Origin of the sequence: Streptomyces sp. NPDC015125 (genome assembly GCF_043080045.1) — a bacterium.
Lineage (GTDB): Bacteria > Actinomycetota > Actinomycetes > Streptomycetales > Streptomycetaceae > Streptomyces.
The window spans coordinates 296,688-316,174 of sequence record NZ_JBIBVF010000003.1; the positions used below are offsets into that span (position 1 = coordinate 296,688).

Here is a 19,487-nt window from a genome sequence, read left to right on the forward strand (position 1 = left end):
GTTGCGGCGGGATGAAATCCGCCCCGCGCGGTGTTGGTGCCAGGCGTCGAGAGTCGAGGCGCGGGAGGCACCGGGTGGCGGGGACGGATAGGAAACGAGCGAGCTGGGCGCGGCGGCTGATCCGCGACTGCTGGCAGTACAAAAAGGACGTGCTGCTCGCCCTCGGCTCCTCGCTCGCCGGGATGGCCGTGCTGGCCCTGGTCCCGCTCGTCCCGAAGCTGATCATCGACGATGTCATCGTCAAGCACGAGCGCGCCATCGGCCCCTGGGCCGGTCTGCTGGTCGTCGCCGCGGTCGTGGTCTACGTCCTCACCTACATCCGCCGCTTCTACGGCGGCCGGCTCGCCCTGGACGCCCAGCACGACCTGCGGACCCGGATGTTCGGCGCGATCTCCCGGCTCGACGGCCGGCGACAGGACGAGCTGAGCACCGGCCAGGTCGTCGGCCGCGCCACCAGCGACCTCCAGCTGATCCAGAGCCTGCTGTTCATGCTCCCGATGATGATCGGGAACGTCCTGCTGTTCCTGATCTCGCTGGTGGTGATGGCGGTGCTCTCACCGCTGCTCACCGTCATCGCGCTGGCCGTCGCCCCCGCCCTGTGGTTCATCGCCCAGCGCAGCCGCGCCCGGCTCTTCCCCGCCACCTGGTACGCCCAGGGGCAGGCCGCCGCCGTCGCCGGGGTCGTGGACGGCGCGGTCTCCGGCGTGCGGGTCGTCAAGGGCTTCGGACAGGAGGAGCAGGAAACCGGCAAGCTGCGCGAGGTCAGCCGCCGGCTGTTCGCCGGACGCCTGCGCACGGTCCGGCTCAACGCCCGCTACACCCCCGCACTGCAGGCCGTCCCGGCGCTCGGCCAGGTCGCGATGCTGGCCCTCGGCGGCTGGATGGCCACCCAGGGCCAGGTCACCCTCGGCACGTTCGTCGCCTTCTCCACCTACCTCGCCCAGTTGGTCGGACCGGTCCGGATGCTGGCGATGATGCTGACCGTCGGCCAGCAGGCGCGGGCCGGCGTGGAGCGGGTCTACGAGCTGATCGACACCGAGCCGTCGATCAAGGAACGGGCCGATGCGCACGAGCTGCCCGCCGACGCCCCCGCCACCGTCGAGTTCGACCGGGTGACCTTCGGGTACGCGCCGCTGCACGAGGACGCGGACGGCGCCGCCCCGGGCGCCCCGGCCCCCCGCCCCGTTCTGGAGGACTTCTCCCTGCGCATCGAGGCCGGGGAGACCGTCGCCGTGGTCGGCACGTCCGGCAGCGGCAAGTCCACGGTCTCGCTGCTGCTGCCGCGCTTCTACGACGTCACCGCGGGCCGGGTCCTGGTCGGCGGCCAGGACGTGCGCGACCTGACCCTGGAGTCGCTGCGGGCCGCCATCGGACTGGTCCCGGAGAGCAGCTTCCTGTTCTCCGACTCCGTCCGCGACAACCTCGCCTACGGCCACCCGGACGCCACCGACGCACAGATCCGCGCCGCCGCCCGCGCCGCCCAGGCCGACGGCTTCATCTCCGAGCTCCCCGAGGGCTACGACACCAAGGTCGGCGAGCAGGGGCTGACCCTGTCCGGCGGCCAGCGCCAGCGCGTCGCCCTGGCCCGCGCCATCCTCGCCGACCCCCGGCTGCTGGTCCTGGACGACGCGACCTCGGCGGTCGACGCCCGGGTCGAACACGAGATCCACGACGCGCTGCGCGGCGTCATGGCGGGCCGTACGACCCTGCTCATCGCGCACCGCGCCTCCACCCTGGCGCTCGCCGACCGGGTCGCCGTCCTCGACGGCGGGCGGCTGGTCGACCTCGGCACCCAGGAGGAGCTGGCGGACCGCTGTCCGCTCTACCGCAAGCTGCTGACCGACCCGGAGGAGCTGGGCGGGGTCGAACGGGACCCGGTCGGTGAACTGGAGGGCGCCTTCGACGGCGAGTTCGCCGCCGGGCTGCCGGCGCCGGACGCGGCAGCGGACACCGACGGGCCCACCGGGGCGGACGGCACGGTCACCCCCGAACTCTGGGTCCGCCGCGAGCAGGAGGCCGAGGCGGGCGGAGCCGGGATGGCGGCCCGCGCGGCCGCCGCGGCCGGCCCCGGCATCGGCGCCGCGATGGCCGGACTCCCTGCTACTCCCGAACTCCTCGCCCAGGTCGCAGCCTTGCCGCCCGCCACGGACACCCCCGACGTCGACGAGGACCGGGCGGTGCGCCCCGAGCGCTCCTACGGTCTGCGCCGGCTGCTGCACAGCTTCGGCGGGCCGCTGGCCTTCGCGCTGGCGCTGGTCGCCGTGGACGCGCTGGCCGGGCTGCTGCTGCCGGTGATGATCCGGCAGGGCATCGACGAGGGCGTCCGCCGCGGCGCGCTGATCGGCGTCTGGACCGCCGCTGCCATCGCCCTGGCCGTGGTCCTCGCCCAGTGGGCCGCGCAGATCGGTGGCAACCGCATGACCGGACGCATCGGCGAACGGATTCTGTACTCCCTCCGCCTCAAGATCTTCGCCCAGCTCCAGCGCCTCGGACTCGACTACTACGAGCGGGAACTGACCGGCAAGATCATGACCCGGATGACCACGGACGTGGACGCCCTGTCCACGTTCCTTCAGACCGGTCTGGTCACCGCCCTCGTCTCGCTGCTGACCTTCCTCGGGATATTCGTCGCACTGCTGGCCATCGACCTCCAGCTGGCCCTGGTCGTCTTCGCCACCCTCCCGCCGCTGATCATCGGCACGTACTTCTTCCGCAAGCAGAGCGTGAAGGCGTACGAGCTGGCCCGCGAGCGGATCAGCGTCGTCAACGGCGACCTCCAGGAGAGCGTGGCCGGACTGCGGATCGTCCAGGCGTTCCGGCGCGAGCGGCGCGGCGCGGAGCGGTTCGCCGCCCGCAGCGACGCCTATCGCCGGGCGCGGGTCCGCGGCCAGTTCCTGATATCCGTCTACTTCCCGTTCGTCCAGCTGCTGTCGTCCGTGGCGGCGGCGCTGGTGCTGATCGTCGGAGCCGACCGGGTCGGCTCCCACACCCTCACCGCCGGTGCGCTGGTCGCCTACCTGCTCTACATCGACCTGTTCTTCGCCCCCGTCCAGCAGCTCTCCCAGGTCTTCGACGGCTACCAGCAGGCATCCGTCTCGCTCGGCCGGATACAGGAACTGCTGCGCGAGCCGGCCTTCCCCGAGTTCTCAGCTTCGTTCGAGCAGGGGAGCCCCCCGTTCCCGGCCGTCGCGCGGCCCCGCGAGGTGCCCGCGCTGCGCGGCGCCATCACCTTCGACGATGTGCACTTCCACTACGGCGGGGGCGGCGGACCGGCGCTGGCCGGTATCGCGCTGACCATCCCGGCCGGCCAGACCGTGGCCTTCGTCGGCGAGACCGGCGCCGGCAAGTCCACCCTGGTCAAGCTGGTCGCGCGGTACTACGACCCGTCCTCGGGCGCCGTCCGGGTCGACGGCACCGACCTGCGCGAGCTGGACCTGACCGGCTACCGCCGGCGCCTCGGCGTGGTCCCCCAGGAGTCCTATCTCTTCGCCGGCACGGTCCGCGACGCCATCGCCTACGGCCGTCCGGACGCCACCGACGCCGAGGTGGAGGCCGCCGCGCGGGCCGTCGGCGCCCACGCGATGATTGCCACCCTCGACGGCGGCTACCTCCACGAGGTCGCCGAGCGCGGCCGCAACCTCTCGGCCGGCCAGCGCCAGCTGCTGGCCCTGGCCCGCGCCGAACTCGTCGACCCGGACGTGCTGTTGCTCGACGAGGCCACCGCGTCCCTGGACCTGGCCACCGAAGCGGTCGTCAACCAGGCCACCGACCGGCTCGGCGGGCGCCGTACCGCCCTTCCCTCGCCCGACCACCACCCCTCATCGAGCGCCGGCGCGCGCACCGTCTTGATCGTCGCGCACCGGCTGACCACCGCGGCCCGCGCCGACCGGGTGGTGGTGCTCGACCAGGGCCGGATCATCGAGGACGGCAGCCATGCGCAGCTCCTGGCCCGCGACGGCCGCTATGCGGAACTGTGGCGGACCTTCACGGGCGAGGAGGAGGAACTCGCGGCGTGAGACCTGCGCGCCGAGGCGTGCAGTGTGCGGTCTGCGGTCTGCGGTCTGCGGTCTGCGGTCTGCGGTCTGCGACGTGGCGTGGGATGTCTCGGGTGACGTCCCGGGTGCCGTCCTCATGAGGTCGGCGCCCCGCCTGCCACCTGCGCCGACGGAGTTTTCGACAAGCCCCCCGGCCCCCCGGCCCCACGCCCGAGGCCGCTCCGCCGGGCCGCGCACCGGCCGTAGCCGCGGCCTGCCGATCCGCCGAACGGCGCCAGGGGCTGGTGGCACCCCGGTCGCGCCGATAGGTTCAGCCCGACCTTTGCTATCCCAAGGGGAGGGTGCATGCGCAAGGCCACCAGATGGCTGCTGTCGCTCGCGGTGCTCATAGGCACGGCGGGAGCCGGCAGTGCGTCGGCAGGAGCGGCCACCGCCGCCGAGCCGAAGACCGGGGACATCAAGGACCGGATCCTCGCGATCCCGGGAATGAGCCTCATCGAGGAGAAGCCGGTCGACGGCTACCGCTACTTCGTACTGAATTACACCCAGCCGGTTGACCACCGGCACCCCGCCAAGGGGACCTTCCAGCAGCGGCTGACGCTGCTGCACAAGTCGGTGGACCGGCCGACGGTGTTCTTCACCTCCGGGTACAACGTGAACACCACACCGTCCCGCAGCGAGCCCACCAAGATCATCGACGGTAATCAGGTCTCCCTGGAATACCGGTACTTCACCCCGTCGCGGCCCGCGCCCACCGACTGGAAGAAGCTGGACATCCGGCAGGCCGCCGACGACCAGCACCGCATCTTCCAGGCGCTGCACCGGATCTACGGCAAGAACTGGATCGACACCGGCGGCAGCAAGGGCGGCATGACCGCCACGTACTACCGCCGCTTCTTCCCGCACGACATGGACGGCACCGTCGCCTACGTCGCGCCCAACGACGTACGCAACGACGAGGACTCGGCGTACGACCGGTTCTTCAAGACCGTCGGGACCGCGCAGTGCCGCACCGACCTCGCCGCCATCGAGCGTGAGGCCCTGCTGCGCCGCGGGGAGATGGTCAAGCGCTTCCAGGACTGGGCCGACAAGGAGAAGCAGACCTTCAAGACCGTCGGCAGCGCCGACCGGGCCTATGAAGTCATGGTCACGGACCTGGTGTTCGGGTTCTGGCAGTACCAGCCGGCCGAGACCGCCTGTGCCGAGGTGCCCAAGCCGACCGTCTCCACGGACGACCTGTGGAAGTGGATGGACAAGGTCGGCGGCTTTGACAGCTACACCGACCAGGGCATGGAGCCGTACACGCCGTACTACTACCAGGCGGGAACCCAGCTCGGTGAGCCCGGCTACGGCTATCCGCAGCTGGCCGGCCTGCTGAAGTACCCCGGGATCAACAACTCCCGGTCGTTCGTGCCGAAGGACATCCCGATGCGTTTCGACAAGCGCGCGATTCCCGACGTCGATCACTGGGTGCGGCACCACGCCAACCGGATGATGTTCGTCAACGGCCAGTACGACCCGTGGAGTTCGGAGCACTTCGAGGTCGGCAAGGGGGCCCGGGACTCGTACGTCTTCACCGTGCCCGGTGGCAACCACGGCTCGAACATCGCGAAGCTGGCGGAAGCCGACCGCACCAAGGCCACCGCCGAGCTGCTCGACTGGGCCGGAGTCCAGGCCCCGGCCGGCCAGGCCACACCGCTGGCGCCGTACGACAAGCAGCTGGACAAGCAGGAGGTCCGGCGGATGCCGATGCTGAGGCCGTGAGCCGTGAGCCGTGAGCCGTGAGCCGTGAGGCTGTGAGGCGTGAGGCGTGAGGCCGCACGCCGCCGCGCCACAGCGCCCGGCGGCCGCGGTGCGATGACCGGAACGGCGCGCTCCCCGGGGACAGGGGGAGCGCGCCGTGTCCGTCTCCCGGTCAGTACGCCAGGCCGTGGCCGATCCGGTAGAGCTCTTGCGCCGGGGCGTCGGCGCGCATTATCGCGACGGGCAGTCTGCCTGCCGGGTCCCGCCGGCCGGCAATCACCCGGGCTGCCGCCCGGAGCTCGACATCCGTCCAGGAGTAGCTCGCCAGGGCCGCCTTGACGCCGTCCAACTGGGCGATGTCATAAGGGTTGCGGACCGCCAGCTGCACCACCGGCTTGCCCGTGGCCAGCAGCGCTGCCACCAGCTTCCGCTGGCGCGAGTCCGCGGTCACGTTGTACGTCGCCACCACCACCGCGTCCCGCTCGCCGAGCGCCGCCACCGCCTCGTCGATCTGCTGCTGGGTCGGCGCCATGCCCGTGGAGAGCGCGGTGGCCGTGAAGCCCAGCTCGGTGAGGGTCTTCGCCAGAACCGTGGTGGGCGGCCCGCCGGTGCCGGACGGCGCTGCCGCGTCGACGCCCGCCACCAGCACCCGCCGCTCCCGTCGCCGGGAGAGCGGCAGCATCCCGGCATCGTTGCGCAGCAGCGTGGTGGTACGGTCCGCGATCCGGTCCGCGGTCGCGAGATGACTGCGGATGCCCACCACCCGGTCGACCGCGCGGTGGGTGGTGTACGGGTCCTTGAACAGTCCGCGCCGCTCCTTGAGCAGCAGGATGCGCATCAGTTTGGCGTCGAGCTCCCGCTCGGTCAGCTCGCCGTCCCGCAGCGCCTTGAGGACGGCGGCGTGTGCGACGGCGAGGTCCGGCGGGTTCAGCAATTGGTCGACACCGGCCTTCAGGGCGAGCACCGGCACCCGGGCGTCGCCGTACTTCTTCCGTACCCCCTCCATGCCGAGCGAGTCCGTCACCACCACACCGTCGTAGCCGAGGCGTTCGCGCAGGATGCCGGTGAGGATCGGACGGGAGAGGGTGGCCGGGTCCTCGCTCGGGTCGAAGGCGGGCACGACGATATGCGCCGTCATGATCGAATCGATCCCGGCGGCGATCGCGGCCTTGAAGGGCGGCGCGTCCAGCCGCTCCCACTCCTCGGCGGTGTGGTGGATGTAGGGCAGCCCGATATGGCTGTCGGTGTCGGTGTCGCCGTGCCCGGGGAAGTGCTTGGCGCAGGAGGCGATCCCGGCGCCCTGATAGCCCTTCACCTCGGCGGTGACCATACGGGCCACGGCCTGCGGGTCCGCGCCGAAGGACCGTACGCCGATGACCGGGTTGGCGGGGTTGATATTGACGTCGGCGTCCGGTGCGTAGTCCTGCCGGATGCCCATGGCGTACAGCTCCTCGCCGGCGATCCTGGCCGCCGTGTGCGCATCGTCGCGGGAGCCGCCCGCGCCGAGCGCCATCGCCCCGGGGAAGAGCGTCGCGGGCGCGCCGACCCGGGCCACTATGCCGTGTTCCTGGTCCGTGGAGATCAGCAGCGGAACGGGGACCCGCTGGGCGGCGGCGGCCTTCTGGATGCCATTGGACAGGTCGGCGATCTGGTGCGGCTCACGGGTGTTGTGCGCCCAGCCGAAGTAGATGATGCCGCCGACGTGGTACTTGGCGATCAGCTCGGCGGCGTTGGCGACCCCGATCTCCTTCTGGTTCGCGGCGGCGTCGGCCGGGTCGGGGTCGGTGGCGGAGTGCCCGTAGACCCGCATGACGAAGAGCTGGCCGGCCTTCTCCTGCGGTGTCATACGGGAAATGAGGCGGCGCAGCCGGGCCCGGGTGGCGGGGGCGGGGGCGGATACGGGGGCGGATACGAGGGAGGGGGGCTGGTGTCCGATGGAGGGCGTCGCGCCGCCCGCGGCAGCGGCTGCCGCGGCTGCCGCGGTGGTCAGGACGGTACGTCTGGAGTGCATGTGCGCTCCTTCCGGAGGGCTTCCTCGAATCGTTGAAGGAAACTTCCAAGGAGACACGGATAGCCGGAAAACTATTGTCGGTCAATGACTCGATTCGTGATGGCGCCCAGGTATTGCGGGGCGGGCGCGAATATGTGATGGGGCGTCGGTAGGGAGGCAGAGAGGCGGAGAGGCGGAGAGGCGGAGAGGCGGAGAGGTAGGGAGGTAGGGAGGTAGGGAGGCGGAGAGGTAGGGGTGCGGGGGCGCGGAGAGGCGGAGGCGCGGGTAGGCGGGTAGGCGGGTAGGGGCCGGCGGACGGGCTGACAGGACAGGCGGGCAGGACAGGCGGGCGGGGCAGGCGGGCGGGCAGGCCCGGGGGCAAGAGGGGACGGGCTCGGCCCGGGGTCAGGAGGGGGCGCCTTCGCCGAGGAGTCGCTGGAGGTATGCGCGGCCCGGCGCCAGCAGGGCGGGGAGGTCGGCCGCCTCCGGATACCAGCGCTTCTCGTACTCCCAGCAGAGCCAGCCTCCCGAGCCCTGGTCGTAGGTGCCCTCGGGAGCCGGCACCGGGCCGTGGGCGCCTTCGGGCTCCCGGGTGAGGGTGCCCAGGGCGGCCGCCAGCGGCAGGGTGCCGGCACCGAGCGGGAGGGGGGTGCGTTCCTCGGCCGAGGCGACGTCCTTGACCTGCACATAACCCAGATGCGGCGCGAGCGCGGCATGGGTGTCGACGGGCTCCTCGCCGCCGAGCCAGCTGTGCTGCACATCCCACAGCGCTCCGATCCGGCGATGACCCACAAGGCCCAGCACACGGGCGGCGGCCGCGCCGGTCCGGTGCGAGTCATGGGTCTCCAGCAGGACCCGGACGCCCCGCTCGGCAGCGAGCGGCGCCACCGCGGCGAGCCGGCGGGCGGCGTCCGCGTCCGCCTCGGCCGCCGGGCGGTCGCCACCGCCGGGGAAGACCCGGACGTACGGCGCCCCCAGATCGGCGGCGAGGTCCACCAGCTCCGCCAGCTCGTGTGCCAGTTCCGCCTCGCCCGCCGCATCGCGGGCGGCGGCGACCTGGGCATATCCGGCAACGGCCAGGATCTCCACACCGGCGTCCGCGAACTGCCCCCGCACCGCGGACCGTTCCCGCGCCCCGGTCAGCGGATGCACCGGCTCCTCCGGATGGGCCCGCAGTTCGACCCCCTGATACCCGGCATCGGTGGCCAGCCGCAGCACCTCGGCCACCGGCATCCCCGGCACACCGAGGGTCGAAAACGCGTAGCGCATCGCAGGGACTCTGCCGTCCGTGGTCCTGCCGTCCGTGGTCCTGCTGTCCGTGTGCCTGTCGTCCGTGTGCCTGTCATCCGTGGTCCTGCTGTCTGTGGTCCTCCTGCCCGTGGACCTGCTGTCCGTGCGTTTGTCGTCCGTGTGCCTGCTGTCCGGGTGCCTGCCGTCCGTGCGCTTGCCGTCCGTGCGCTTGCCGTCCGTGCGATCCGTGGGGGCCATGCCTGCGCTCCTTCGTGTCGCTCATGTCGCCTACGCCGTCATCGCTGTCCTTCCCGTCCCCCCCGTCCCCCCGTCCTTCCGTCCTTCCGTCCTTCCCGCCCTCCCCGTCTTCATCGCCCGCCGGCCCGCTCCGTCACCCGTGGACTCACAGCGTCACCGTGTCACCGTGGACTCACAGCGTCAGCCGCCAGTCCTGGCCGACCAGGTCCTGCCCGAAGCTGTGGTGCGCCGACTCGGCGACCAGCTCGAATCCGGCCCGCTGGTAGAGGGCGCGGGCCGCGCCGAGGACGGAGTTGGTCCACAGCGCCATCTCGCCGTACCCGGCCTCCTGCGCGAACTCGATACAGGAGTCGACGAGTTGCCGCCCCACCCCGTGCCCCCGGGCGCCCGGCTCCATGAGCAGCAGTCGCAGCCGGGCGACCCCCGGTCTGCCGTCCCGTACACACATCACCGCGCCCACGCGCTCCCCGCCCAGCTCCGCTATCCAGGTGCGGTCCCACCGCGGGTCGAAGTTCTCGGCGTACTCCGCGACGATCCGGGCCACCAGCGCCTCATAGCTCAGATCGAAGCCGTACTCGGCGGCGTAGAGGGCGGCGTTGCGCTCCACCATCCAGCCGAGGTCACCGGGGCGGGAGGTGCGCAGCGTGACCTCGGGCGCGCGCTCCCCGGGCGGCTGCCGCGTCCCCTCACCGGGCTGTTCCGCCCCCGCACCGGGCTGTTCCGTCCCCTCACCGGGCTGTGCCTCGCCTTTGCCTGGCTGTTCCGCGCCGTCGTCGAGCAGGGCGCGGACGGTGCGCATCGCCTCCACCAGGCGGGCGCGGTCCGCGGCCGGCAGCCGCCGCAGCAGCGTCCCTGCGGCGTCCTGGGAGCGCTCCTCCAGCAGGCCGGCCGCCTCCCGGCCGTCCTCGGTCAGCGTGATGCGCTGCCGCCGGGGGTCCTGCTCGGACCTGCCGCGGGTGATCAGCTCGCGGTCCTCGAACTTGCCGAGCAGCCGGCTGAGATAGCCGGCGTCCAGTGACAGCGAGGTGCGCAGATCCGCGGCGTCCACCCGCGGATGGTTGGCGACCTCGTAGAGCACCCGCGCCTCGGTGAGGGTGAACGGGGTGTACAGCTGCCGCCCGTAGTCGAGCGCGCCGATCAGATTCGTATAGAAGCGGTTGAATCTGCGCAGCTCGCGGACGTCGGCCGGGGCATCGGGCAATGCCCCGCACGGTGCGTCGGGTGGTGCATCGGGTGGTGCATCGGGCGGTGCGTCGGATGGTGCGTCGGGCGGTGCATCGGGTGGTGCATCGGGCGGTGCGTCGGATGGTGCGTCGGGCGGTGCATCGGATGGTGTCCTGGTGGTCATGGCCGACCCCTCACCTTTGACTGAGTCAAGAATAAGCCGCCAGGGCCGCTCCGCACATCCCTCTTTCGTGTCATCCGTTCCTTCATTCGTCCGTCCGTGCCTCTGTGCCGGCACCCGCCCCTTCGTTCGTGTCCCGCTGTTCGTGTCCCGCCATGCGGTCTGGCGCCCGCCGCCCGGAAGGCGCTTACTGGAGCGGGACTGCCACCAGCTGTGCGCGAGAGGGGCCGGGCCGTGACACGCACGACCGTACGCATCGCCATGAACGGCGTGACCGGGCGCATGGGGCAGCGCCAGCACCTGGTGCGCTCCCTCCTCGCCCTGCGGGAACAGGGCGGCCTCGAACTGGCCGACGGCACGGTGATCTGGCCCGAACCGGTGCTCGTCGGCCGCACCGCGCACAAGCTGCGAGCCCTGGCCGCACGACACGGCCTGGAGCACTGGAGCTGCGACCTCGACGCCGTACTGGGCGACGACACCATCGGCATCTACTTCGACGCCCAGGTCACCGCCGCCCGCGAGGCGGCCGTGAAGAAGGCGATCGCCGCCGGAAAACACCTCTACATCGAAAAACCCACCGCGAGCAGTCACGCGGGCGCGCTGGAACTGGCCCGGCTGGCGCAGGAAGCGGGTGTCAAGAACGGCGTCGTCCAGGACAAACTCTTCCTGCCCGGCCTGCGCAAGCTCCGCCGCCTCGTCGAGGGCGGCTTCTTCGGCCGCATCCTGTCCGTACGGGGCGAGTTCGGCTACTGGGTCTTCGAAGGTGACTGGCAGCAGGCGCAGCGCCCCTCCTGGAACTACCGCGCCGAGGACGGCGGCGGTATCGCGGCCGATATGTTCCCGCACTGGGAGTACGTCCTGCACGAGCTGTTCGGGCCGGTCCGCACCGTCCAGGCGCAGCTGGCCACCCACCTCCCGCACCGCCGGGACGAGTCGGGCACCCCGTACGAGGCCACCGCCGACGACGCCGCATACGGCATCTTCGAGCTGTCCGGTGGCATCGTCGCCCAGATCAACTCCTCCTGGGCGGTCCGGGTGCACCGCGACGAACTCGTCGAGTTCCAGGTCGACGGCACCGAAGGGTCGGCCGTCGCGGGGCTCCGCCACTGCCGCGTCCAGCACCGCGCCCACACCCCCAAGCCGGTCTGGAACCCCGACCTCCCGGCAACCGAGCCGTTCCGCGCACAGTGGCAGGAGGTCCCCGACAACGCCGTCTTCGACAACGCGTTCAAGGCGCAGTGGGAACTGTTCCTGCGGCATGTCGTCCGCGATGAGCCCTGGCGCTGGGACCTGGCGGCGGGCGCCCGCGGAGTCCAGCTCGCCGAACTGGCGCGGCGGTCCTCGGCGGAGGGCCGCCGCCTGGACGTACCGGAGCCGGGCCGGTGAACGCGCCCGCCGACCCCCGCCCGCCCGGGGCGGACTCCGACCCCCGCCCGCCCGGGGCGGACTCCGACCCCCGCCCGCCCGGGGCGGACTCCGCCACCCGCCCGCCAGGGAAGGACCCCGCCACCCGCCCGGCATCCGCGTGGCCCCCGCTGCGCTCCCGTACGGTCTTCGCCGCCGCCCATGTGGTCGCCGATCCCCGGGCCGACACCACCCCGGACGGCCCGGCCGCCGTCGACTGGGACGCCACCCTCGCCTTCCGGCACCACCTGTGGTCACACGGCCTGGGCGTGGCCGAGGCGATGGACACCGCACAGCGCGGTGCGGGCCTGGACTGGAGCGCCGCCGCCGAGCTGATCCGGCGCACCGCCGCCGAGGCCGCGGCGGTCGGCGGCCTGCTCGCCTGTGGCGTCGGCGCCGACCAACTGCCGCCGCACCCGGCGTCCTTGCCGGACATCCGGCACGCGTACGAGGAACAGCTCGGGCTCGTCGAGGACGCCGGCGGCCGCCCGGTCCTGATGGCCTCCCGTCAGCTGGCCAGGGCCGCCACCGGCCCGGACGACTACCGCGAGCTCTACGGCCACCTCCTGCGCCAGGCCACCCGGCCGGTGATCCTGCACTGGCTCGGCCCGATGTTCGACCCGGCGCTGGCGGGCTACTGGGGCAGCGCCCAACTCGATGCGGCCACCGAGACGTTCCTCGCGATCATCACCGACCACCCCACCAAGGTGCACGGTGTCAAGGTCTCCCTGCTGGACGCCGCCCGGGAGGTGGCGCTGCGCCGCCGGCTGCCCACGACGGTGCGCTGCTACACCGGCGATGACTTCCACTACCCGGAGCTGATCGCGGGCGACGACCACGGCCACAGCCATGCGCTACTGGGCATCTTCGACCCTCTCGCCGCGCCCGCCGCCGCAGCCGTACGCCTCCTGGACAGCGGGGACACCACCGGGTTCCGGGCCGTCCTGGACCCCACCCTCGCGCTCTCCCGGCACCTGTTCCAGGCACCCACCCGCCACTACAAGACCGGCGTCGTCCTGCTGGCCTGGCTGGCGGGCCACCAGTCCCACTTCACCATGCTCGGCGGTCTGCAGTCGGCCCGCTCACTGCCGCACCTGCGGCACGCCCACGAACTGGCCGACGGACTCGGCCTGTTCCCCGACCCGGAGCTAGCCGCCCGCCGGATGCGGCAACTCCTCGCGGTATACGGGGCGGAGGACGCATGAGCGGCAGTCCTCCTTGCCTCCTCGACCGTCTCAGCCTCAACCAGGAGACCGTCCGGCAGTGGTCGCTGCCCGAACTGGCCGACGGCTGTGCGCGGGCCGGCGTACGGGGCGTGGGGCTGTGGCGCGCCCCGGTACAGGAGTACGGGGTGGCCGCGGCCGCCCGGCTCGTACGGGACGCCGGACTGCGGGTCACCAGCCTGTGCCGGGGCGGTTTCCTCACCGCGCCGGACCCGGGCGGGCGCGCGGCCGCCCTGGACGACAACCGGGCGGCCGTCGACGAGGCGGCCGCCCTCGGGACGGACACCCTGGTCCTCGTCTCCGGCGGACTGCCGCCCGGCAGCCGGGACCTGCCCGGCGCCCGGGAGCGGGTCGCCGACGCACTGGGCGAGTTGGGCCCGTACGCCGCACAGCGGGGCGTCCGGCTGGCCCTCGAACCCCTGCACCCGATGTACGCGGCGGACCGCTGTGTAGTCTCCACGCTCGCCCAGGCGCTGGACCTCGCCGAGCGGTTTCCCGCCGGGCAGGTGGGCGTCGTCGTGGACACCTACCACCTGTGGTGGGACGACACCGTCGGCACGCAGATCGCCCGCGCGGGCGGCCCGGATGAGGAGGCCGCCTCCCGCATCGCCGCCTTCCAGCTCGCCGACTGGGTCACCCCGCTGCCCGAGGGCGCACTGCTGGGGCGCGGGCAACTAGGGGACGGCGCGGTGGATCTGCGGTGGTTCCGGGAACGGGTCGACGCGGCCGGCTACCGCGGGCCGATCGAGGTGGAGATCTTCAACCCGGCGCTGTGGGCACGCAACGGCACGGAAGTACTGGCCGAGATCGTCGACCGCTTCCGTACGCACGTCGGATGACGCCCGCACGTCGTGTGACGCGCCCGCACGTCGTACGAAGCACGCATGCCGGACGACGCACGCATGCCGGACGACGAGAGCGTGGACCGCTTCCTCACGCATGCCGGATGACGAGGGAAAGCGCACAGCGGGTGCCGGAGAAATAACTCAGCGGATGCGCGCAACCGTTGGCCGTCCACGAAGGTCATAGCTGACGCTGGTCCCGAAAGGGGAGGGGCCCGGGGGGGGAACCCGGGGCCGGCGTGGAGGGGGAATCGAGGGGCCCGACCATCGGACGGGCCCCTCGATGGTGATCCGGTGATCCGGAGGGCGATGGGTGGTCCGGTGATCCGGAGGGTGATCGGCGTCCGGTGGTGATCCGGTGCCCGGAGACGCCCCGGTGATCCGGACGGCGACCCGGATGTCCCGCCTCCCGGCGCGCTGTCAGACCCCGGCGGTACGGTCGGTCCATGGTCAACGCAGCCGTGATCGAAGGGGTCCTGGAGCGGATCACCTACGCCAACGAGGAAAACGGCTATACGGTCGCGCGGGTCGACACCGGCCGTGGCGCGGGCGATCTGCTGACCGTCGTCGGCGCGCTGCTCGGGGCGCAGCCGGGGGAATCGCTGCGCATGGAAGGCCGCTGGGGCTCCCACCCCCAGTACGGCAAACAGTTCACCGTCGAGAACTACACCACCGTCCTGCCCGCCACGATCCAGGGCATCCGCCGCTACCTGGGCTCCGGCCTGATCAAGGGCATCGGCCCGCGGATCGCCGACCGCATCGTCGGCCACTTCGGCACGGACACCCTCGACGTCATCGAGAGCGACCCCGGGCGTCTGGTCGAGGTACCGGGCCTGGGCCCCAAGCGGACGAAGATGATCGGCGCGGCCTGGGAGGAGCAGAAGGCCATCAAGGAGGTCATGGTCTTCCTCCAGGGCGTCGGCGTCTCCACCTCCATCGCGGTGCGGATCTACAAGAAGTACGGCGACGCCTCCATCTCCGTCGTCCGCAACCAGCCCTACCGCCTGGCCGCCGACGTCTGGGGCATCGGCTTCCTGACCGCCGACCGCATCGCCCAGTCCGTGGGCATTCCGCACGACAGCCCGGACCGGGTCAAGGCGGGCCTGCAATATGCGCTGTCGCAGTCCACGGACCAGGGCCACTGCTTCCTCCCCGAGGAACAACTGATCGCCGACGCGGTGAAGTTGCTCCAGGTGGACACCGGCCTGGTCATCGACTGCCTGGGCGAGCTGGCCGCGGACCCGGAGGGCGTGGTCCGCGAACAGGTGCCGGGCGACGGAGACGGCGCGCCGCCGGTCACCGCCGTCTACCTGGTGCCCTTCCACCGCGCCGAGATCTCCCTGGCCGGCCGGCTGACCCGGCTGCTGCGCACCCGTGAGGACCGGATGCCGGCGTTCCGGGACGTCGACTGGGACAAGGCGCTTGCCTGGCTGGTGCGGCGGACGGGCGCCGAGCTGGCCCCCGAGCAGCAGCAGGCGGTGCGACTGGCGCTGACCGAGAAGGTCGCGGTACTCACCGGCGGACCGGGCTGTGGCAAGTCCTTTACGGTCCGTTCCGTCGTCGAGCTGGCCCGCGCCAAGAAAGCCAAGGTGGTGCTGGCGGCGCCCACGGGCCGGGCGGCCAAGCGGCTCTCCGAGCTGACCGGCGCGGAGGCCTCCACGGTCCACCGGCTCCTGGAGCTCAAGCCCGGCGGGGACGCCGCCTACGACGCGGACCGGCCGCTGGACGCCGATCTGGTGGTCGTCGACGAGGCCTCGATGCTGGATCTGCTGCTCGCGAACAAGCTGGTCAAGGCGGTGCCGCCGGGCGCCCATCTGCTCCTGGTCGGGGATGTCGACCAGCTGCCGTCGGTGGGGGCGGGCGAGGTGCTGCGCGATCTGCTCGACGGGGGAGGGGCCGCGCGAGGAGGGTCCGCCGGGACGGAGTCCGGGGGAGCGTCGGACGGGGGTGGTGGTCGGGTGGCGGGTGGGACCGTGCCCGCCGTCCGGCTGACCCGGATCTTCCGGCAGGCCCAGCAGTCCGGGGTGGTCACCAACGCCCACCGCATCAACTCCGGCGTCCTGCCCCTGACCACCGGACTGACGGACTTCTTCCTGTTCGCCGAGGAGGACGCCGAGCAGGCCGGGCAGTTGGCGGTGGACGTCGCGGCCCGCCGGATCCCGGAAAAGTTCGGTCTCGACCCGCGCCGGGACGTCCAGGTGCTCACCCCGATGCACCGCGGCCCGGCCGGTGCGGGCGCCCTGAACGGCCTGCTCCAGCAGGCCGTCACCCCCGCCCGCCCCGATCTGCCCGAGCGCCGCTTCGGCGGCCGGGTCTTCCGCGTCGGCGACAAGGTCACCCAGATCAGAAACAACTATGAAAAAGGCCGCAACGGCGTCTTCAACGGCACGGTCGGCGTGGTCACCGCTCTGGACTCCGACGAGCAGCGGCTGACCGTGCGCACCGACGAGGACGAGGAGGTCCCCTACGACTTCGACGAACTCGACGAACTCGCGCACGCCTATGCCGTGACGATCCACCGCTCGCAGGGTAGTGAGTATCCAGCGGTGGTGATTCCGGTCACCACCAGTGCCTGGATGATGCTGCAGCGCAATTTGCTCTATACCGCTGTGACCCGGGCAAAGCGCTTGGTGGTGCTCGTCGGCTCCCGCAAGGCCTTGGGGCAGGCCGTCCGCACGGTATCCGCCGGTCGGCGGTGTACGGCGCTCGATCACCGGCTCGCCGGTGCGATGTGAGAGGTCCTCCCTCTTTCCCATTCGGGGCGAAGGGGGGCAGGATGGGCACTCAGGCGGCACTGAGTGCCGCAGACAGGCCCTATGGCCGACCCCGAGTGCACGACCAAGGCCCAAATGGGGGAAGGTATAGGCAGTCAGGGCACCTCGAAGAAGAGGCACAACGTCGGTGAGGGATGACGTGAGCGACAACTCTGTAGTACTGCGTTACGGGGACGGCGAATACAGCTACCCGGTCGTCGACAGCACCGTTGGCGACAAGGGCTTCGATATCTCGAAGCTTCGCGCCCAGACCGGTCTGGTGACCCTGGATTCCGGTTACGGCAACACCGCGGCGTATAAATCCGCGATCACCTATCTCGACGGTGAGAACGGGATTCTTCGTTACCGCGGCTACCCGATCGAGCAGCTCGCAGAGCGCAGCACGTTCGTCGAGACCGCGTACCTCCTCATCCACGGCGAGCTGCCCACCGTTGATGAGCTGGCGAACTTCAAGCAGGACATCACTTACCACACGCTGCTCCACGAGGACGTCAAGCGCTTCTACGACGGCTTCCCCCGGGACGCCCACCCGATGGCGATGCTGTCCTCGGTCGTCAGCGCGCTGTCGACCTTCTACCAGGACAGCCACAACCCGTTCGACGAGCAGCAGCGCCATATCTCCACGATCCGGCTGCTGGCCAAGCTCCCGACGATCGCGGCCTACGCGTTCAAGAAGTCGGTCGGCCACCCGGTCGTCTACCCGAGCAACGACCTCGGGTACGTCGAGAACTTCCTGCGCATGACCTTCTCGGTGCCCGCCGCGGACTACGACCTCGACCCGGTGGTGGTCAGCGCCCTCGACAAGCTGCTGATCCTGCACGCCGACCACGAGCAGAACTGCTCCACCTCCACGGTCCGCCTGGTCGGCTCCTCGCAGGCGAACCTCTTCGCCTCGATCTCCGCCGGCATCAACGCGCTGTGGGGCCCTCTCCACGGCGGTGCCAACCAGTCCGTGCTGGAGATGCTGGAGGGCATCCAGGCCAGCGGCGGCGACGTCGACTCCTTCATCCGCAAGGTGAAGAACAAGGAAGACGGCGTGAAGCTCATGGGCTTCGGGCACCGCGTCTACAAGAACTTCGACCCTCGCGCGAAGATCATCAAGGCGGCGGCGCACGACGTCCTCTCCGCGCTCGGCAAGTCCGACGAGCTGCTGGACATCGCCCTCAAGCTGGAGGAGCACGCGCTGTCCGACGACTACTTCGTCGAGCGCAAGCTCTACCCGAACGTCGACTTCTACACCGGCCTGATCTACCGGGCCATGGGCTTCCCGACCGAGATGTTCACCGTGCTCTTCGCGCTCGGCCGGCTGCCCGGCTGGATCGCCCAGTGGCACGAGATGATCAAGGAGCCCGGCTCCCGCATCGGCCGCCCGCGGCAGATCTACACCGGCGTCGTCGAGCGCGACTTCGTGCCGGTCCAGGAGCGCTGACCCCTTCGAGGCCGGCTCACCGCGCGCAGAAAAGAAAGCGCCCCGCCTCCGGATCCCCCCACGGGTCCAGAGTGCGGGGCGCTTCCCGTGTCCCGGTTGGATTCCCCCCACGGGATCCGTCCGGGCGTTCCGGGTTGCACCGCGATCTGCCGGGACGCGCACCTTCGGGAGGGCCGCTCAAAGCTCCCCGCGCACGTCGCCCCGGCCACGCGTAGCCGGGCACGATCCCCCAAGATCAGCACGGCTGTTGCAGTGCAAGCCCCGCCGGGGTGCCTGCACTGCCCGGTTAGACTCACGACCCCCCTCAATGGTTACGTTCGGATGAGTGTGATCTGGGTCTCTTGCCATATGGGGGCGAATGCGGTCAAGGGCCTCCATCTGGAGATCGAGGCCCTTGGGTATGGGTGTTGTGTCAGTTGTAAGGGCCGTGTGAAGTTGCTTGGGCGCAGGCTGGTGACGGCGACGCGGCAGCACGGTGGCGCGGCAGCACGGCAGCACGGCAGCACGGCAGCACGGCGGCGCGGCGGTGCGACGGCGGTCGATGGGAGTGCCTTCGCGACGGCCGCGGCACATGGGGTGCCCGCGACGTGTGAGGTGCCCGCGAGGTGCGCGAGGCGCATGAGGTGCGTGAGGTGCACGAGGTGCAGGTCCGCCGGTCGATGACGAGCTGGGCCCGCGCCCCTGCCCGTGTCCCTGCGCGCGCCCGTGCCCGTGCCCGTGTGGTGCAAGGGCTGCCGGGAATCAGGCGGCCTGTCCCGTGAGTTCGTAGCCGGCCTCGTCGACGGCCGCACGCACGGCGTCCTCGTCCAGCGGGGCCTTGGAGGTGACGGTCACCAGGCCGGTGGCCGCGACCGCCTGTACCGAACTCACCCCGGCGAGCTCGCCGATCTCGGACGACACCGCCCCCTCGCAGTGGCCGCAGGTCATGCCGGTGACCCGGTACGTGGTGGTCACCTCGCCGACCTGGATGTCGGTGCCGCCGGAGTGGCAGGAGCCTTCGGGGGTGCAGCAGGAGCTGTTCTCGGTCATGGGGGATTCTCCTTGTGGTGCTGGTGTGTTCGGTGTGGTTGCGGTGTGTTCCGGGTGGTGCTGGTGTGTTCGACGTGGTGCCGATGTGTTCGGTGCGGTGTCGCGTGCCGGGGAGGTGCGGCGCACCGCGCGTGGCTGACTCCGGCGACTGCAGGCGTCTCCCGACCCCGGCACTTTATACCCCTAGGGGGTACCATTCCAGCTTCCGGGCGCGCCCATCACGTT

General features: G+C 71.4%; 11 protein-coding genes. 7 read left to right on the forward strand and 4 right to left on the reverse strand.

What is annotated here, in order from left to right:
* Positions 1-11 precede the first annotated feature (11 nt).
* The gene (locus ACF088_RS11215; RefSeq protein WP_392375386.1) at positions 12-4,016 is read left to right on the forward strand and encodes an ABC transporter ATP-binding protein; all 4,005 of its coding nucleotides are present in this window, start codon (positions 12-14) and stop codon (positions 4,014-4,016) included.
* Between the two features lie 324 nt (positions 4,017-4,340).
* The gene (locus tag ACF088_RS11220) at positions 4,341-5,759 is read left to right on the forward strand and encodes a S28 family serine protease (protein WP_392375387.1); all 1,419 of its coding nucleotides are present in this window, start codon (positions 4,341-4,343) and stop codon (positions 5,757-5,759) included.
* A gap of 151 nt (positions 5,760-5,910) precedes the next feature.
* Here the strand turns inward: ACF088_RS11220 and ACF088_RS11225 are convergent, their stop codons facing one another.
* The 3 genes from ACF088_RS11225 to ACF088_RS11235 all read right to left on the reverse strand — a co-directional run bounded on the left by ACF088_RS11225 (position 5,911) and on the right by ACF088_RS11235 (position 10,417).
* Entirely contained in the window at positions 5,911-7,749 is a 1,839-nt protein-coding gene (locus ACF088_RS11225) for a glycoside hydrolase family 3 protein (RefSeq protein WP_392375388.1), read from the reverse strand.
* A gap of 384 nt (positions 7,750-8,133) precedes the next feature.
* Positions 8,134-8,997 (reverse strand): sugar phosphate isomerase/epimerase family protein, encoded by an 864-nt coding sequence (locus ACF088_RS11230; RefSeq protein ID WP_392375588.1) that lies wholly within the window; start codon positions 8,995-8,997, stop codon positions 8,134-8,136.
* A 391-nt stretch (positions 8,998-9,388) separates the two neighbouring features.
* Positions 9,389-10,417: a GNAT family N-acetyltransferase gene (locus tag ACF088_RS11235; RefSeq protein ID WP_392375389.1), complete on the reverse strand. Its 1,029-nt coding sequence runs from the start codon at positions 10,415-10,417 to the stop codon at positions 9,389-9,391.
* Positions 10,418-10,795: 378 nt separating this feature from the next.
* On the opposite strand from ACF088_RS11235, the gene ACF088_RS11240 reads away from it, so the two are divergent.
* From ACF088_RS11240 to ACF088_RS11260, 5 genes are all read left to right on the forward strand, one after another.
* Positions 10,796-11,947, forward strand: coding sequence for a Gfo/Idh/MocA family protein (locus ACF088_RS11240; RefSeq protein WP_392375390.1), 1,152 nt, complete (start codon positions 10,796-10,798; stop codon positions 11,945-11,947).
* On the forward strand, positions 11,944-13,170 hold the full coding sequence (locus tag ACF088_RS11245; RefSeq protein ID WP_392375391.1) for a dihydrodipicolinate synthase family protein: 1,227 nt from the start codon (positions 11,944-11,946) through the stop codon (positions 13,168-13,170). The genes ACF088_RS11240 and ACF088_RS11245 overlap by 4 nt, the downstream gene beginning before the upstream one ends.
* Positions 13,167-14,027 carry a sugar phosphate isomerase/epimerase family protein gene (locus ACF088_RS11250; RefSeq protein ID WP_392375392.1) on the forward strand — a complete coding sequence of 287 codons (861 nt, stop codon included), beginning with the start codon at positions 13,167-13,169 and terminating at the stop codon, positions 14,025-14,027. The genes ACF088_RS11245 and ACF088_RS11250 overlap by 4 nt, the downstream gene beginning before the upstream one ends.
* Before the next feature lie 449 nt (positions 14,028-14,476).
* Positions 14,477-16,765 carry an AAA family ATPase gene (locus tag ACF088_RS11255; protein ID WP_392375393.1) on the forward strand — a complete coding sequence of 763 codons (2,289 nt, stop codon included), beginning with the start codon at positions 14,477-14,479 and terminating at the stop codon, positions 16,763-16,765.
* A gap of 178 nt (positions 16,766-16,943) precedes the next feature.
* Positions 16,944-18,233 (forward strand): citrate synthase, encoded by a 1,290-nt coding sequence (locus ACF088_RS11260; protein WP_311628064.1) that lies wholly within the window; start codon positions 16,944-16,946, stop codon positions 18,231-18,233.
* A 741-nt stretch (positions 18,234-18,974) separates the two neighbouring features.
* On the opposite strand, the gene ACF088_RS11265 is transcribed toward ACF088_RS11260, so the two are convergent.
* Positions 18,975-19,262 (reverse strand): heavy-metal-associated domain-containing protein, encoded by a 288-nt coding sequence (locus ACF088_RS11265; RefSeq protein WP_392375394.1) that lies wholly within the window; start codon positions 19,260-19,262, stop codon positions 18,975-18,977.
* Positions 19,263-19,487: the final 225 nt, after the last annotated feature.

What these genes read in the sequence shown, in the direction of transcription:
- ACF088_RS11215 (WP_392375386.1), top strand. Translation starts at nt 12, where the DNA reads ATGAAATCCGCCCCGCGCGGTGTTGGTGCCAGGCGTCGAGAGTCGAGG.
- ACF088_RS11220 (WP_392375387.1), top strand. Translation starts at nt 4,341, where the DNA reads ATGCGCAAGGCCACCAGATGGCTGCTGTCGCTCGCGGTGCTCATAGGC.
- ACF088_RS11225 (WP_392375388.1), bottom strand. Translation starts at nt 7,749, where the DNA reads ATGCACTCCAGACGTACCGTCCTGACCACCGCGGCAGCCGCGGCAGCC.
- ACF088_RS11230 (WP_392375588.1), bottom strand. Translation starts at nt 8,997, where the DNA reads ATGCGCTACGCGTTTTCGACCCTCGGTGTGCCGGGGATGCCGGTGGCC.
- ACF088_RS11250 (WP_392375392.1), top strand. Translation starts at nt 13,167, where the DNA reads ATGAGCGGCAGTCCTCCTTGCCTCCTCGACCGTCTCAGCCTCAACCAG.
- ACF088_RS11255 (WP_392375393.1), top strand. Translation starts at nt 14,477, where the DNA reads ATGGTCAACGCAGCCGTGATCGAAGGGGTCCTGGAGCGGATCACCTAC.
- ACF088_RS11265 (WP_392375394.1), bottom strand. Translation starts at nt 19,262, where the DNA reads ATGACCGAGAACAGCTCCTGCTGCACCCCCGAAGGCTCCTGCCACTCC.